Raw genomic sequence first — 12,511 nt, forward strand, 5'->3', positions numbered from 1 at the left:
CACCGGTGACATCGACACCGGCATCGCTGTCACTCCCCCAGCCCCCGGCTCATCCTCCATCGCCGGCGACGCAGGCGCGTCCGGCCCGCAAGCAACTCGGACGGACGCACCCGGCGCCGCAGAGGCCTCTGGTTGGAGGTCCCGGTTGATCCGGGTCGGTTCGGTGGTGGCGGCGATCGGGCTGTGGCAGTTGCTCACCGCCAATGATGTGCGCGCCGGCCTGCGGTTCGACACCCTGCCGACGGTGACCGAGATCATCGCCGAGTTCGGTCAGCACCTCGGGAGCGGGCAGTACTACCTGGATGTGGGGCAGTCGCTGATCCGGATCGTCACCGGATTCGGGTTGGCGGCCGTGGTCGGGGTGGCGGCGGGGATCGGGCTCGGTCGGTCGCGGTTGCTGGCCGATGTGTTCGGGCCACTGGCCGAGCTGATCCGGCCGATTCCGGCGATCGCGCTGGTCCCGGTGGCGATCCTGCTGTTTCCCAGCGACGAGTCGGGCATCGTCTTCATCACCTTCACCGCGTCGCTGTTCCCCGTGCTGGTGAGTACCCGGCACGCGACGCGCGCGCTGCCGACCATCTGGGAGGACGCCGTCCGCACCCTGGGTGCCTCGCGGCGCGAGGTACTCACCAGGGTGGTGGTACCCGGGATTCTGCCCGGCGTGTTCAGCGGGTTGTCGGTGGGCATGGGGGTGGCCTGGATCTGCCTCATCTCCGCGGAGATGATCTCCGGTCGCCTCGGGATCGGCTACCGCACCTGGCAGTCCTACACCATCGTCGACTACCCGGCCGTGTTCGTCGGCATGATCACCATCGGCGTGCTCGGCTTCCTCACCTCCGGAATCGTCGAACTGGCCGGTCGGCGGGCGACCCGCTGGCTGCCGAGAGAGGTCGCCTCATGACCATCGCCACCGCCGTCTCGATCGGCATGCGCCTCGATCTGGAATCGGTGCGCGTCGGTTACGGCACCAGAACCGTTGTCCGCGAACTGGATCTGTCGATCGGCGCCGGCGAGATCCTCGTCTTGGTCGGCAAGTCCGGCTGCGGCAAGTCCACCCTGTTGCGCGCGATCGCCGGACTGCGCGAGCCGAGCGGCGGGACGATCCGGGCCGACGGTGATGTCGTCACCCGGCCGTCGGCGGATCGGGCGCTGGTCTTCCAGGACGACGCGCTGCTGCCGTGGCGCACGGCTCGCGCCAATGTCGAACTGGCGTTGCGTCTTCGCGGTGTCGCGCGAGTGGAGCGCCGGGAACAGGCGCTGCGCTGGCTCGGCGAGGTCGGGCTCACCGGGTACGCCGACTATCTGCCTCGCGATCTGTCGGGCGGGATGCGCCAACGTGTGCAACTCGCCCGCAGCCTGGCCGGTTCGCCGCGCGCGGTGCTCATGGACGAACCCTTCGGCGCGCTGGACAGCCAGACCCGCGCTGAGATGCAGCGCCTGCTCGTCGACACCTGGCGCGCACACCCCACCACGATCGTTTTCGTCACCCACGACCTCGACGAAGCGCTGCGCCTCGGCGACCGGATCGCCGTGCTCGGCGCCGGCACGCTGCGCGCGGTCGTCGAGGTCCCCGACCCGCGCGAACCGGTCGACCGGAGCGCGCTGAGGTCCCGAATCCTGGAGTCGCTGTGAACATTCCCGATCTGGACGACCGCGTCCGCCTCGACTGCGATGTGCTCGTGATCGGTGGCGGTACCGCGGGCACGATGGCCGCGCTCACCGCCGCCGAGGCCGGTGCGAACGTGCTGCTGCTCGAGAAAGCGCATGTGCGCCACTCCGGTGCGCTGGCCATGGGAATGGACGGCGTGAACAACGCCGTCATCCCCGGCAAGGCCGAACCGGAGGATTATGTCGCCGAGATCACCCGCGCCAACGACGGCATCGTCGACCAGCGCACCGTGTACCAAACTGCGACAAGAGGTTTCGCCATGGTGCAGCGACTCGAACGCTACGGGGTGAAGTTCGAGAAGGACGAGTACGGCGAGTACGCGGTGCGCCGGGTGCACCGCTCGGGCTCGTATGTGCTGCCGATGCCCGAGGGCAAGGACGTGAAGAAGGCCCTGTACCGGGTGCTGCGTCAGCGCACGATGCGCGAGCGGATCCGCATCGAGAACCGGCTGATGCCCGTGCGGGTCCTCACGGCGAACGGACGGGCGGTCGGTGCGGCCGCGTTGAACACGCGCACCGGCGAATTCGTCGAGGTGGCCGCGAAAGCGGTGATCCTGGCAACGGGTCCGTGCGGCAGGCTCGGGCTGCCCGCCTCGGGTTATCTCTACGGCACCTACGAGAACCCGACCAACGCCGGTGACGGGTACTCGATGGCCTATCACGCTGGCGCCGAGCTCTCGGGCATCGAGTGCTTCCAGATCAACCCGTTGATCAAGGATTACAACGGCCCGGCCTGCGCGTATGTGGCCAACCCATTCGGCGGCTATCAGGTCAATGCCGAGGGTGAACGGTTCGTGGATTCGGACTACTGGTCGGGCCAGATGATGGCCGAGGTGAAGCAGGAGATCGAATCCGCGCGCGGCCCCATCTATCTCAAGGTGTCACATCTGCCCGACGAGACGCTGTCCACCCTCGAATCGATCCTGCACACGACCGAACGCCCCACCCGCGGAACGTTCCACGCCAACCGCGGTCACGACTACCGAACCCACGACATCGAGATGCACATCTCCGAAATCGGTTTGTGCAGTGGGCATTCGGCCTCGGGCGTGTGGGTGGACGAGAACGCGCGCACCACGGTTCCCGGACTGTACGCGGCCGGTGACCTGGCGTGCGTGCCGCACAACTACATGATCGGCGCGTTCGTCTACGGCGACCTCGCGGGTGCGCACGCGGCGTCGACACTGGCCGAGGTCGAGGCGCCGGGTTCGCTGCCCGCCGATCAGCTCGCCGAGGCCCACGAGCTGATCTATCGTCCGTTGCGGCAGCCCGAGGGTCCGCCGCAGACCCAGGTCGAGTACAAGCTGCGCCGGTTCGTGAACGATTATGTGGCGCCGCCGAAGACGGCGGCGAAACTGTCGATCGCGGTGGAGACCTTCGAGCGGATGCGCGCCGAGGTCGACGGGATCGGCGCGACCACACCGCACGAGCTGATGCGCGCGGTGGAGGTCCAGTTCATCCGGGACTGCGCCGAGATGGCCTCGCGCAGTTCGCTGACGCGCACCGAATCGCGGTGGGGGCTCTACCACGATCGCGCCGACCTGCCCGACCGCGACGACGAGTCGTGGAATTTCCACCTGAATCTGCGCAAGACCGCCGACGGGGAGATGCAGTTCGTCAAACGGTCGGTGGCGCCCTATCTGGTGCCGGTGCCCGGCCTCGACGACGTGCCGTCGGCCGAGCCGATCGTCGAGGTGATCGACCAGCCGGAGCTGGTCGGCACCCGGGCACCTCAGCGGGAGGCGCCGGTGCGCGAGGTTGCCGCGCCGGTGTCGCCGTCCTCGCCACGACTGGTCGCGTTGCTCGCACTGGATTCACCTGCGGTCGAGGATATTTCGAGCTATTTGAACGACTCCGATCCGGTGGTTCGGGTAGCAGCGCTGTCGGTGTTGACCGAGAACACCCCTGACGGATTCGCCGACGAACTGGTACGTGCCCTCGGTGACGAGGCCGCCTCGGTGCGCCGTGCGGCCACCGAAAGCCTGCGCGAACTGGTGGAGGTCCTGCCCGGGCCCGGCGAACTGGCCTGGCATCTCAGCTCCCCCGACCCGCTGGTACGTGCCACCGTAGTCGATCTGCTGCGCGCACTGCGAGCAGGGACGGCCGCGGAATTCCGTGCCGCACTGGGTGATACGGATCATCGGGTGCGGATCGAGGCGGTGCGTGCGCTGGTCTCGCTCGACGACGACGCCGCGGTCGCCTCGAACGCAGGCGATGCCAACCGGGAGGTGCGCATCGCGGTCGCCCAGGGGCTTGCCTCGATCGGGGCGGGCGGTCACGAGGTGATCCGCACCCTGGTCGCCGACCCTGACCCGCTGGTCCGCGCCGCCGCGCTCACCGCCTACGCCGCCCTCGGCACCGACGACATCACCGGTCTCGTCGCCGCACTGCGCGATTCCGCCTGGCAGGTTCGAGTCGGCGCCGCGAAAGGCCTGGCGGGTGTGAGCCCGGAGGTGGCGGTCGAACCGCTACGTGCGGCCCTGTCCGACCGCCATCTCGACGTCCGCAAGGCAGCGGTCCTGTCCCTGTCCACCTGGTTGGACAGCCCCAGCGCACTCGACGCCCTCGAATCCGCGGTGACCGACCCCGACGCCGACGTCCGCGCCTACGCCCGCCGGGCGGTCACCGCCGCAGGCCGCACACCCGCCGCCGACCCCCTCCCGGCCGATGCGGTCGCCTGACAACCCGTTCGCCCCTGAAGAAGGACGAGAAATGTCGGCGCAAAAGCATATTGGTTGGAAAGCGGCGGCGGGAGTAGTCGCAGGCGCGATGGTGATATCCGGTGCGGTCAGGTCATCGGGGCGCAGCCGTACGGCGCCCCGGGCGTTCCGTACTTCACCATCCACGCCGGAGGCTGCCCGTGGGGTGGTTATACGACGACGGTCACCCTGAACTGGACGAACCACACCACCCGCGCTTCCGGTTCGGAAACCCAAAGCGGCAACGTGGGATTCATCGTCGGCAACGGCAGCACCCTCTGCTTCCGTCCCCCACGGGCACCGGCATGGTCCGCACCGACTTCACGGTGCACAACAACGGCTTCGCCCCCAGGTGGTCACCTGCTCGGGAACCTCGGAAATCGTCTAGCCCTGGGTGCGGCCTCCCCGTGCGAGGCCGCACCCCTCATATCGGCGATCACTCCACGTTCCGGGCTCACCGGCTGCCGCAATTCTGTGGTGTCGGGCGTGCAGTTTCGGGAATGCTTGCACCATGGTCTCTCTGCTGCAGCACGTGGCGATCGATTGTGCGGACGCCTATGCGCTGTCGCTCTTCTGGAGCAGTGTCACCGACAGCCCGACACATCCGGAGGACGGGCCGGGCGCCGAGGAGACTCAAGTCCTGCTCGCAGAGGGCCCGGTACTCCATTTCAACCAGGTACCCGAGACCAAGACGATCAAAAACAGAATCCATCTGTGCCTGCGCCCCGAAACCTCCCGTGATCAGGAGGTAGACCGCCTGCTCGGCATCGGCGCCACTTTCGTCGCCGATCACCGGAATCCCGACGGTTCGGGCTGGGTGATCCTCGCCGACCCCGAAGGCAACGAGTTCTGCGTGCTGCGCAGTGATTCCGACCGTCCCGACCTCTAGGCGCGCGCCGGCCATGGTTCAGCCGTGCTCATTCCCCAGCTTGACCTTTCGCTGCGCCCACGCTCGGCGCGGACCGTGCACCCTGGACACTCGACCACACACCACTCGGCTACGATTGATCCCAATGCCGCGCTTGTGCGGTGTCCCTGTGGCGGCTACGGCCTGCCAGCAGGGCATCGGCTCCTCAGAGCGCGTCCCAATGCCACGGCCGGGCGACCTCGCCTCGCAGGCACGCCAGACGGTGCCGCACCTGGTTGGCTGCGTTCTCGCTGCTCGATGACCGAGACAGGGCGAAGACGACCCACCGCAACTCTTGAATGTCGGCAAGCAGCCGGAAGGCCGGATCGGTAGTGACGTCAGCACCATACGCATCCACAAACGATCGGTAATCGGCTTCTGACAAGCGGTCGAAGTCGGCACGGTCAGCAGCTACCTGGATGAGGTCCCATGCGGGACGGCCCAACGAAACACGGTCCAAATCAACAACTATCGGAACGCCATCGAGCGGCACAACGACGTTGCCCTGCCACGCATCCCCATGAATCACTGTGCGCTGCACCGGCTCACCAAGAGCCAGGTACCTACTGGACAACGTGTCGAGGTGTTTCAGAAGCCATGCACGATCGTTATCCCCGAGTTCATCTGCGGACGTGATGACTGCGCGCAGGCCGGCGAGTGGTTCGTGCTCCGGTAGAGCAAAAGTCGTCGGTGGCGCGAGTGCGTGCAGGCGGCGAAGCACAGTTGCGAGTTCGGTCGTGCTCGCCGCGCGATGGGCCGGAATACGCTCCCACCAGGTCACCGGGCGATCGTTCACGACCGCAATCGGGTTCGGCACGTCAGCGACTCGAACCGTAGGCAAGCCAGATGCGTTCAGCCACTGGGAGATACGCAGCTCCCGCATTGCCGAGTCCGCCGACCCCACCTTGCCTACCCGACCAACGAGGTCGTCGACCATGAAGATGCTGTTCGACCCGGCTCGTACGAGTTCCGCGTGCCTCGGATCGACGCCGCTTCTGGGCGCTGCCTGTTCGAGAACGGCCCGTGCGCTCAGTTCGGCAGCTTCGGGTCTGTTCATTTCGCTCGCCTACGTGGTGCTGTGGCGGCGATCATCGCCCACAACTCGCCGACGTCAGCGATGCGACGGTGAGTATTCGCCACAGCCGCCAGTCCACGAAGCTCAGCTGCGATACGCGCCGACTTCAGCGCCCGACTGTGCTCTACCGCTTCGCATCCGAGCGCTGCCGCCTCACGTGGGTCACCGAGCTTCATCGTCAACGCAGCAAGCCGAATCTCTGAGAAAGTTCGCGACCTCAGATATTCGGAGCCGTGCATGTCGATTGCGTAGCGAAGCCGAGGTGCGGCGACATCGATCGAGCCGAGTGCTTCGGCTGCAAGCGCGAGCGCTTTTCCTGTGCTTCCGAGATGTTCGGCTGTGTCGTAGAAGCACATCCACGGCGGGTCGCAGTCGGGGGTACGAGCTGCGAAGAGCTCGTCCGCGCGGGCAACCTCACCCACTACCTCACCGCTACGACCCAAGGACGCTAAGTATTGTGCCCGCATGGCACTCAGCATCGCCCGAACGGTGAAGGCCAGCCGGTCGGACCGGACCTGAGCAAGTTCAATCAGGGAGAGTGCGCTGTCAGGGTCACCAACGAACGCGGACCGCCGCGCCATATCAGCGAGCGCACTGGCACGCAGGTCCCACGATCCGGCCGAATCTGCGCACCATAAGGCAAATTGGAAACAGCGGTCGGCATTAAGGAACTCACCCGCGTCGAACGCGGTATAGCCTACGACGCTGCTCAAATTCCCGACCGCCTCGAATAGGGAACGACGCAGCTTAGCGCTCACCGAGCTGTGCACCCATGGCGCAAACCTGGTCAGCTCCCGGCTCGCGATGACAATCGCTGATGAGCCCCCGCCGTGAAGGTTCTCCGTCTCTGCGGCGGCCTGTGTGGCGACGCGGATCGCAGTGATCTCGCTGTTGCCGACACGAGCGGGTCGCGAGCCTTCGAAACCAGAAAAGGTCACCAATGCCGTCGGATCAGCAGACGGGCCAAACGGACTGAACAGATTCACCGCGAGCGTGCTATCGGGTTGCCCCTCATCTGGCTGGCGACGGCGGGAGGCGACAAACCCGAGTTCAGCGTCCGACGCCCCGAGGATGTCGTTCATCGCGCGGCGGTAGTCAGCATTCGGCCAACGCACTACTCCCCGTTCATATCTCGCGATTGCGTGCGCATCCAAGTCTCGTCGTATGCCAGTTGTTCGCCATACATGCTCGTTGATCGCGTCAGCCAGCTCAGCGCGCGTCATCGTCTGTCCTGGCACAAACCGTGACGGCGTGCCTTCCCTGCGTCGTTGCAACTGAGTGTTCGGGGGCACGGCACCTCCGCGTGGAGTACGGGAACGCCATTGAGTGTAGTCGGCAAACGCATCGCAGCGAGCGCCTTGCCACCGCCCTAATCTGCCCCATAACTTGCCCTCTTCCTGCGGCTTTCGACGCTGGATGCTTGGACGTGACCTACCCAATTGCAGCAGGTCCACTCCGGCTACCCGAGCCTTCGAGCAGCGGTCGAGTGTGACACCCGCCGGGCCCTACCAGGGGGATTGATGAGCAGGACGATCCTGAACCACGCCTCGGAAGATGGGCTGTGTCCGCAGTCTCCTGATAGCGGTCCGAGTTCCCAATACAAACGCGATCTGAGCACAGACTGCATGCGCGACCGCGAAGTCGTCGCATGGAGCGATCCTTCATTGCGCGAGCCCTTTCCCGCGCCTTCGACATCCCGCCTGTCCAGTCAGCATCGCGATCCGCAGGGCCGACCAAAGCTGCTGAATACCACGGCTGACCTCGAAAACGCCGGTCTGGTCTGCGCCGCCGTTCAGCCTCCGCCCGGGTGCGATGACCACTCGCTCGCGGTCGAGGCGTACACCCGGCCCGTTCCCAAGCCGACGGCTGCCGTTCTGACTCAGGTGTTCGAGGCGATGATCCAAGCAGGGTGGACGTAATGTCCCAGGGCGCTTCTCCGGCCACTGCCTTCACCGAGACACCGCGCTCCCGCTGCGAGTTCTACCGGCGGATCTGCTCGCTGCCCACAGTGGTCGACCCGGATACGGGACGGATCACGATGCAGGCAGGGCGGCTAATCGGCGCGGTGATGATGCCAAGCCAGCTCGCTCAGCGCGTCAAGACCAGCCTCGACGTGCGCGGAGTTGCGCCGCTGTCCATCATCGGCCACCCCCGGGCGGATATGTGGACCTTCTTGGTTAGAGCCGATCTGCGTCCGATAGATGACCCTGCCGTCGTCGCGCAGCTGTGGCAGGCGCGTGTGGTGGTCATCCGGGACGGAGACATCGCCTTGCCCTCTCCCGTCCCTGACTCATCGATGATCCGCACCTGGATCTCGCCGGCAACCGGGACCTTCCGGCCTTCCGGCGAAGTAGTGATCGAGTGCGCGCGAGCCTTCCTGCCCAGAATGGCTCGGCGATGAGCACCGACGGCAGGCGGTCGCCACGCCCTGACGAACCCGACGTCCGACTCTCGGTCCTGATGTCCAGCGTCCGAATGGAATTCGCCGCCTGTGTCACTGCCGCGCTGGTGTTCGTCTGCGACGTGGCTGCCCACCGCCCCGGAGCCGTGGCGGTGTATCCCGGCCGGTGCACCGGTTTGCCACGGCTGCCCAACGAACGCCTCTACCTCCAGCCCTGACCCCTGCCGTCACACGTCGACCTACCGAATGGCCTCCGCACGTGCCCGGGCGAGATGCCCGCGACGTCTCACCCGGTCGTGGCCTCGTGCCGAGGCCGGCGACTCCGGGGCGACCCCCGAAAACCCGCTCAAGCCAGGGAATCCCAATCCCCATGTATGCCGCATTCGACACCGCTGCCACGCCTCGCTCACATAACCCCTATCAGCCGCGCGACCGCACAACGGTGACCGCGATGCTCGACCGCTACGAGTTACTGCAGCCCGGTCTGGTTTCACCGCACCAGTGGTGGCCAGACATAGGCGACCTGGCACATCAGGCATTTCACCCACCGAAGTACGACCTCAGCACCTACACAGCCGTCGGCCACCGTCAGAGCTAGCCGAAGGAGCCTCATTCCGGGAGCTAGACCTTCACTCCCTTTCAACGCCCCGCCAGCAGGCAGACGCCGTTGGTGGCCCACCTACCAGCGACGGCCATCGAGAACCGCCGCGTGAGAATGGAGGACTCGATGAGCATCCACCAGTTGGTCGTCGTCGGATACGACGAGATCGTCCGCAACAAGTACATGCCCGTGATCAGAACGGCGATCGACGAGGGTCATCTCGATTCCTGGTCGCTGATCGACCTCGAATCCGAGCGTGAGGTGATCGAGGCTCGCCTGGTCGGCGCGGACCCGCAGCCGCGCATGAAGTTTTTCGTCCAGGCCGATCGAGGCGATCGCGCGCTGGCGCTCGACACAGCGCTCACCGCGCTGCGCTTCCTGCGGGTTCCCGGTCTGCCGATGTTGGCCTACATCGCCACCGAGGTCGGTTCGCACGAGCCCTACCTGCGCCGCTGCGTCGAAGAGGGCATCGCCTCGCTGGTCGAGAAGCCGGTCCTGGCTCCGATGAACGCGGGCGCATTCGATCCCACCCAGATCTCGACAACCATGTCCGAGCTGATCGCTGGCGCCTCGGCCAAGAGGTCACGGCACTCGGTGATGACGTTGAGCCGCTACCACAGCATCTACAACGATCGGCTCATCGCACCACTACGGGAACGGATGCTCACGTGGCGGGCGCCGGTGACATCGTTTCACCTGCGAGCCGCCGGTGGTGTCTGGAATCTCGAGCACGAGTTCGTCACCCGCGACGACCACCCCTACCGGTACGGGTACGGGATGCTGATGCACGGCAGCTACCACTACATCGACCTCGCCGTGCAGGTCCTCGCACTCAACAAGCTGCTCTTCGCTCGTCGGCCGCTACGGTTGCAGATCAGCTCGTTCGGGGCGTTTCCCGCCGACCAAGGCAGCAGGGTGTCGTCACTGGCGACGAAGTTGCTCGGCGGCCACGCGAAATGCGCCGTGCTGCGACGGGAACCGCGACGCTTCGGTGAGACCGACATCACCTCGACGTTCCGGCTGGTCGATACCGACACTGACGCCACAATCACCCTGGGCACGCTGTCCTTCGAGCAGACGACACCATCGATCCGGAACTGGTCGACCTTCCCGGACGGGGTGTACAACAAGAACGGCCGTACCAGCAGTGTCGATCTGGAGGCCCAGCTCTCGACGCTGTACTCGGTCCACGTGCACTGCTACGACGTCCCGCGAGGTCCCGATGCCGACAAGATCGGCGCGGTCGCCGAAATCCTCACCCGCGCCAACGCCTCGCTGCTCACCGACGACGACTACGTCACCCGCGAGACCTTCGACGGACTCTTCCACAGCGACAGCAACCGCGCCCTGATGCAGAACTGGTTGCGCGGCACCGAAACCCGCAGCCGCCTGCAAGACCACTACCTACCCATGCGTGTCACCGAGGCCCTCGCGCTATCGCTACGGATACCCGGCCAGATCGTGGAAGTCGACGGATTCTAGGAGCAAACCCATGTGCACAGAACGCTCGCAAAAGGAAGTCACCGCCTTCTATCTCGCCGCGCTGTCAAGCAACGCAGCAACGGCCGAACGACTTTCGGCACCAGTCTCCGACCGGTTCGCCGGATTCCTGAACGCCCTCGATCCGCACACACCGCGAACCGCGCTCGACCTCGGCTACGGCATGGGCACCTACACCGTCGCCCTGGCCCGCGCCGGTTTCGACGTCGTCGCCGTCGACCAGGTCCCGACTGAGATCATGCGCACCCGCCTGATCGGCCCCGACGACTGGGCCGACCGGATCGAACTGGTCCAGCAACGCATCGAGAACTACCCCGTGCGACAACGATTCGGAGTCGTCATAGCCAAGGACGTCCTGCACTACCTACGACAGGACCAGGTCCGCGAAATCCTGACCCGCTGCGTCCAGCGAGCACCGGTTGGCACCGGTCACTTTCTCGAAGTGTTCACCGACATCACGCGCACCGACAGGCAGGGCCGCCGGGTAATGATCGAAAGCGAAGCCGCCTACACCGCCGACACCTTCCGCACCACCATCGAAGGGCTCTACCACGGATGGAGCTGCCACATGAGCCTAACTGGGCACTGCGAACGCAACACCGACTCTCCCGGCAACTACTTCGAGGCCAACAAGTTCACCGTCCGCGCCTACCGCACTACCAACAACCGGGTCCGCTAATGAGTCGAAATGCGCTCGGGCTCACCGTGATCGTGCCCTGTTACAACAGCGGGAGCTTCGTGCGCGAGGCCGTCGAATCCGCACTCCGACAACGGCTGTCGTTCCGCGGTGAGGTCGTGGTGGTCGATGACGGAAGTGACGACCCAGACACCTTGGCCAGCCTCGATGCATGTTCGGCCCTGCCCGAGGTTCGCGTGGTGCGACTAGGCGAGAACCAGGGCGCGCAGGCGGCCCGCAATGCCGGGCTCGACGCCGCTCGATACCCGTTCGTACTGCCACTGGATTCCGACGATCGCCTGGCCGCCAACCCCGCGCTCCTCGCCACTGGCAGCTACCCGGAACGGGCGGTCCGGCTCTTGGAGTCCGCGCCCGATTTAGCGTTCGTCCACACCTACTCCCAGATGTTTGGCACCTTCCAGGGCCTAACGATCTCGGCATACCCGTGCCGCGAAGAATTGATTATCCGCAAGCACCACGCGCCGATGTCGATCGTGTACCGGCGCGCTGACGCCCTCGCCGCGGGCGGCTACGACCCTCGGGTCCGCAAATGGCAGGACTGGTCGTTCGCCATCGACCTGCTCGCCGCCCGGCACCGGCGCGGCCACCCGAACTCGATCGCGTGCATCCCGGGCCCGTTCCACGAGTACCGGGTGCACGCCCGGTTCGCGCGCCTGTCGGTCGCTCAGGTCGATGAACTCCAGGCGGTACGCCTCACCGTCGAGAAGAACCTCGACTACTTCCAGACGATCCTCGCCGACAACCGGCCCGCCGCCGAACTCGCCGGCTTCGTCTGCGCGAGCAAACCCGACCGATTGACCGATCTGCTCCACATGGCCGCAGTCGACCTCGACCAAGCCCTGACCCTCGCCCGGGGCCGCAAAGCCACCCTGGGCAGTCCCATCGACGTGCTGGGGATTCCATGACCGAGACCAACCCGAACCCGACTCCGACCGGCGGCCGTGAAAGCATCGATGCTCAGCC

Annotated in this window: 12 protein-coding genes; 10 read left to right on the plus strand and 2 right to left on the minus strand. The window is 65.9% G+C overall.

The features are described from left to right. Nucleotides 1–58 precede the first annotated feature (58 nt). The 4 genes from NCO8_RS12155 (at nt 59) to NCO8_RS12170 (ending at nt 5,256) form a co-directional block, all read left to right on the plus strand. Nucleotides 59–901, plus strand: a complete 843-nt coding sequence (locus NCO8_RS12155; RefSeq protein ID WP_067640052.1) for an ABC transporter permease — start codon at nt 59–61, stop codon at nt 899–901. After that, nucleotides 898–1,632, plus strand: a complete 735-nt coding sequence (locus tag NCO8_RS12160) for an ABC transporter ATP-binding protein (RefSeq protein ID WP_067639016.1) — start codon at nt 898–900, stop codon at nt 1,630–1,632. The genes NCO8_RS12155 and NCO8_RS12160 overlap by 4 nt, the downstream gene beginning before the upstream one ends. Next, nucleotides 1,629–4,349 carry a fumarate reductase/succinate dehydrogenase flavoprotein subunit gene (locus NCO8_RS12165; RefSeq protein ID WP_067639018.1) on the plus strand — a complete coding sequence of 907 codons (2,721 nt, stop codon included), beginning with the start codon at nt 1,629–1,631 and terminating at the stop codon, nt 4,347–4,349. The genes NCO8_RS12160 and NCO8_RS12165 overlap by 4 nt, the downstream gene beginning before the upstream one ends. A gap of 529 nt (nt 4,350–4,878) precedes the next feature. Next, complete coding sequence (locus tag NCO8_RS12170; protein WP_067639020.1) at nt 4,879–5,256, plus strand: VOC family protein; 378 nt, start codon at nt 4,879–4,881, stop codon at nt 5,254–5,256. Between the two features lie 184 nt (nt 5,257–5,440). Here the strand turns inward: NCO8_RS12170 and NCO8_RS12175 are convergent, their stop codons facing one another. Then, a complete protein-coding gene (locus NCO8_RS12175) occupies nt 5,441–6,331 on the minus strand; it encodes a phosphotransferase enzyme family protein (protein ID WP_067639022.1) in 891 nt (296 codons plus the stop codon). Further along, nucleotides 6,328–7,572 (minus strand): NsdA family TPR-like regulatory protein, encoded by a 1,245-nt coding sequence (locus tag NCO8_RS12180; protein ID WP_067640054.1) that lies wholly within the window; start codon nt 7,570–7,572, stop codon nt 6,328–6,330. The genes NCO8_RS12175 and NCO8_RS12180 overlap by 4 nt, the downstream gene beginning before the upstream one ends. A 297-nt stretch (nt 7,573–7,869) precedes the next feature. On the opposite strand from NCO8_RS12180, the gene NCO8_RS31280 reads away from it, so the two are divergent. The 6 genes from NCO8_RS31280 to NCO8_RS12205 all read left to right on the plus strand — a co-directional run bounded on the left by NCO8_RS31280 (nt 7,870) and on the right by NCO8_RS12205 (nt 12,453). Next, entirely contained in the window at nt 7,870–8,268 is a 399-nt protein-coding gene (locus tag NCO8_RS31280; protein ID WP_157104888.1) for a hypothetical protein, read from the plus strand. After that, nucleotides 8,268–8,750: a hypothetical protein gene (locus tag NCO8_RS12185; protein WP_067639024.1), complete on the plus strand. Its 483-nt coding sequence runs from the start codon at nt 8,268–8,270 to the stop codon at nt 8,748–8,750. Before NCO8_RS31280 ends, NCO8_RS12185 begins: the two co-directional genes overlap by 1 nt. Before the next feature lie 59 nt (nt 8,751–8,809). Continuing rightward, nucleotides 8,810–8,968 carry a hypothetical protein gene (locus NCO8_RS31285; RefSeq protein WP_157104889.1) on the plus strand — a complete coding sequence of 53 codons (159 nt, stop codon included), beginning with the start codon at nt 8,810–8,812 and terminating at the stop codon, nt 8,966–8,968. A 509-nt stretch (nt 8,969–9,477) separates the two neighbouring features. Next, complete coding sequence (locus NCO8_RS12195) at nt 9,478–10,833, plus strand: hypothetical protein (protein WP_157104890.1); 1,356 nt, start codon at nt 9,478–9,480, stop codon at nt 10,831–10,833. A gap of 10 nt (nt 10,834–10,843) precedes the next feature. Next, entirely contained in the window at nt 10,844–11,530 is a 687-nt protein-coding gene (locus NCO8_RS12200; protein ID WP_067639030.1) for a class I SAM-dependent methyltransferase, read from the plus strand. Further along, complete coding sequence (locus tag NCO8_RS12205) at nt 11,530–12,453, plus strand: glycosyltransferase family 2 protein (protein ID WP_067639032.1); 924 nt, start codon at nt 11,530–11,532, stop codon at nt 12,451–12,453. Before NCO8_RS12200 ends, NCO8_RS12205 begins: the two co-directional genes overlap by 1 nt. Nucleotides 12,454–12,511 lie beyond the last annotated feature (58 nt).

The organism is Nocardia coubleae NBRC 108252 (assembly GCF_001612805.1).
Lineage (GTDB): Bacteria > Actinomycetota > Actinomycetes > Mycobacteriales > Mycobacteriaceae > Nocardia > Nocardia coubleae.

What these genes read in the sequence shown, in the direction of transcription:
- NCO8_RS31280 (WP_157104888.1), top strand. Translation starts at nt 7,870, where the DNA reads ATGAGCAGGACGATCCTGAACCACGCCTCGGAAGATGGGCTGTGTCCG.
- NCO8_RS12200 (WP_067639030.1), top strand. Translation starts at nt 10,844, where the DNA reads ATGTGCACAGAACGCTCGCAAAAGGAAGTCACCGCCTTCTATCTCGCC.
- NCO8_RS12180 (WP_067640054.1), bottom strand. Translation starts at nt 7,572, where the DNA reads ATGACGCGCGCTGAGCTGGCTGACGCGATCAACGAGCATGTATGGCGA.
- NCO8_RS12175 (WP_067639022.1), bottom strand. Translation starts at nt 6,331, where the DNA reads ATGAACAGACCCGAAGCTGCCGAACTGAGCGCACGGGCCGTTCTCGAA.
- NCO8_RS12185 (WP_067639024.1), top strand. Translation starts at nt 8,268, where the DNA reads ATGTCCCAGGGCGCTTCTCCGGCCACTGCCTTCACCGAGACACCGCGC.
- NCO8_RS12205 (WP_067639032.1), top strand. Translation starts at nt 11,530, where the DNA reads ATGAGTCGAAATGCGCTCGGGCTCACCGTGATCGTGCCCTGTTACAAC.
- NCO8_RS12170 (WP_067639020.1), top strand. Translation starts at nt 4,879, where the DNA reads ATGGTCTCTCTGCTGCAGCACGTGGCGATCGATTGTGCGGACGCCTAT.
- NCO8_RS31285 (WP_157104889.1), top strand. Translation starts at nt 8,810, where the DNA reads ATGTCCAGCGTCCGAATGGAATTCGCCGCCTGTGTCACTGCCGCGCTG.
- NCO8_RS12160 (WP_067639016.1), top strand. Translation starts at nt 898, where the DNA reads ATGACCATCGCCACCGCCGTCTCGATCGGCATGCGCCTCGATCTGGAA.
- NCO8_RS12195 (WP_157104890.1), top strand. Translation starts at nt 9,478, where the DNA reads ATGAGCATCCACCAGTTGGTCGTCGTCGGATACGACGAGATCGTCCGC.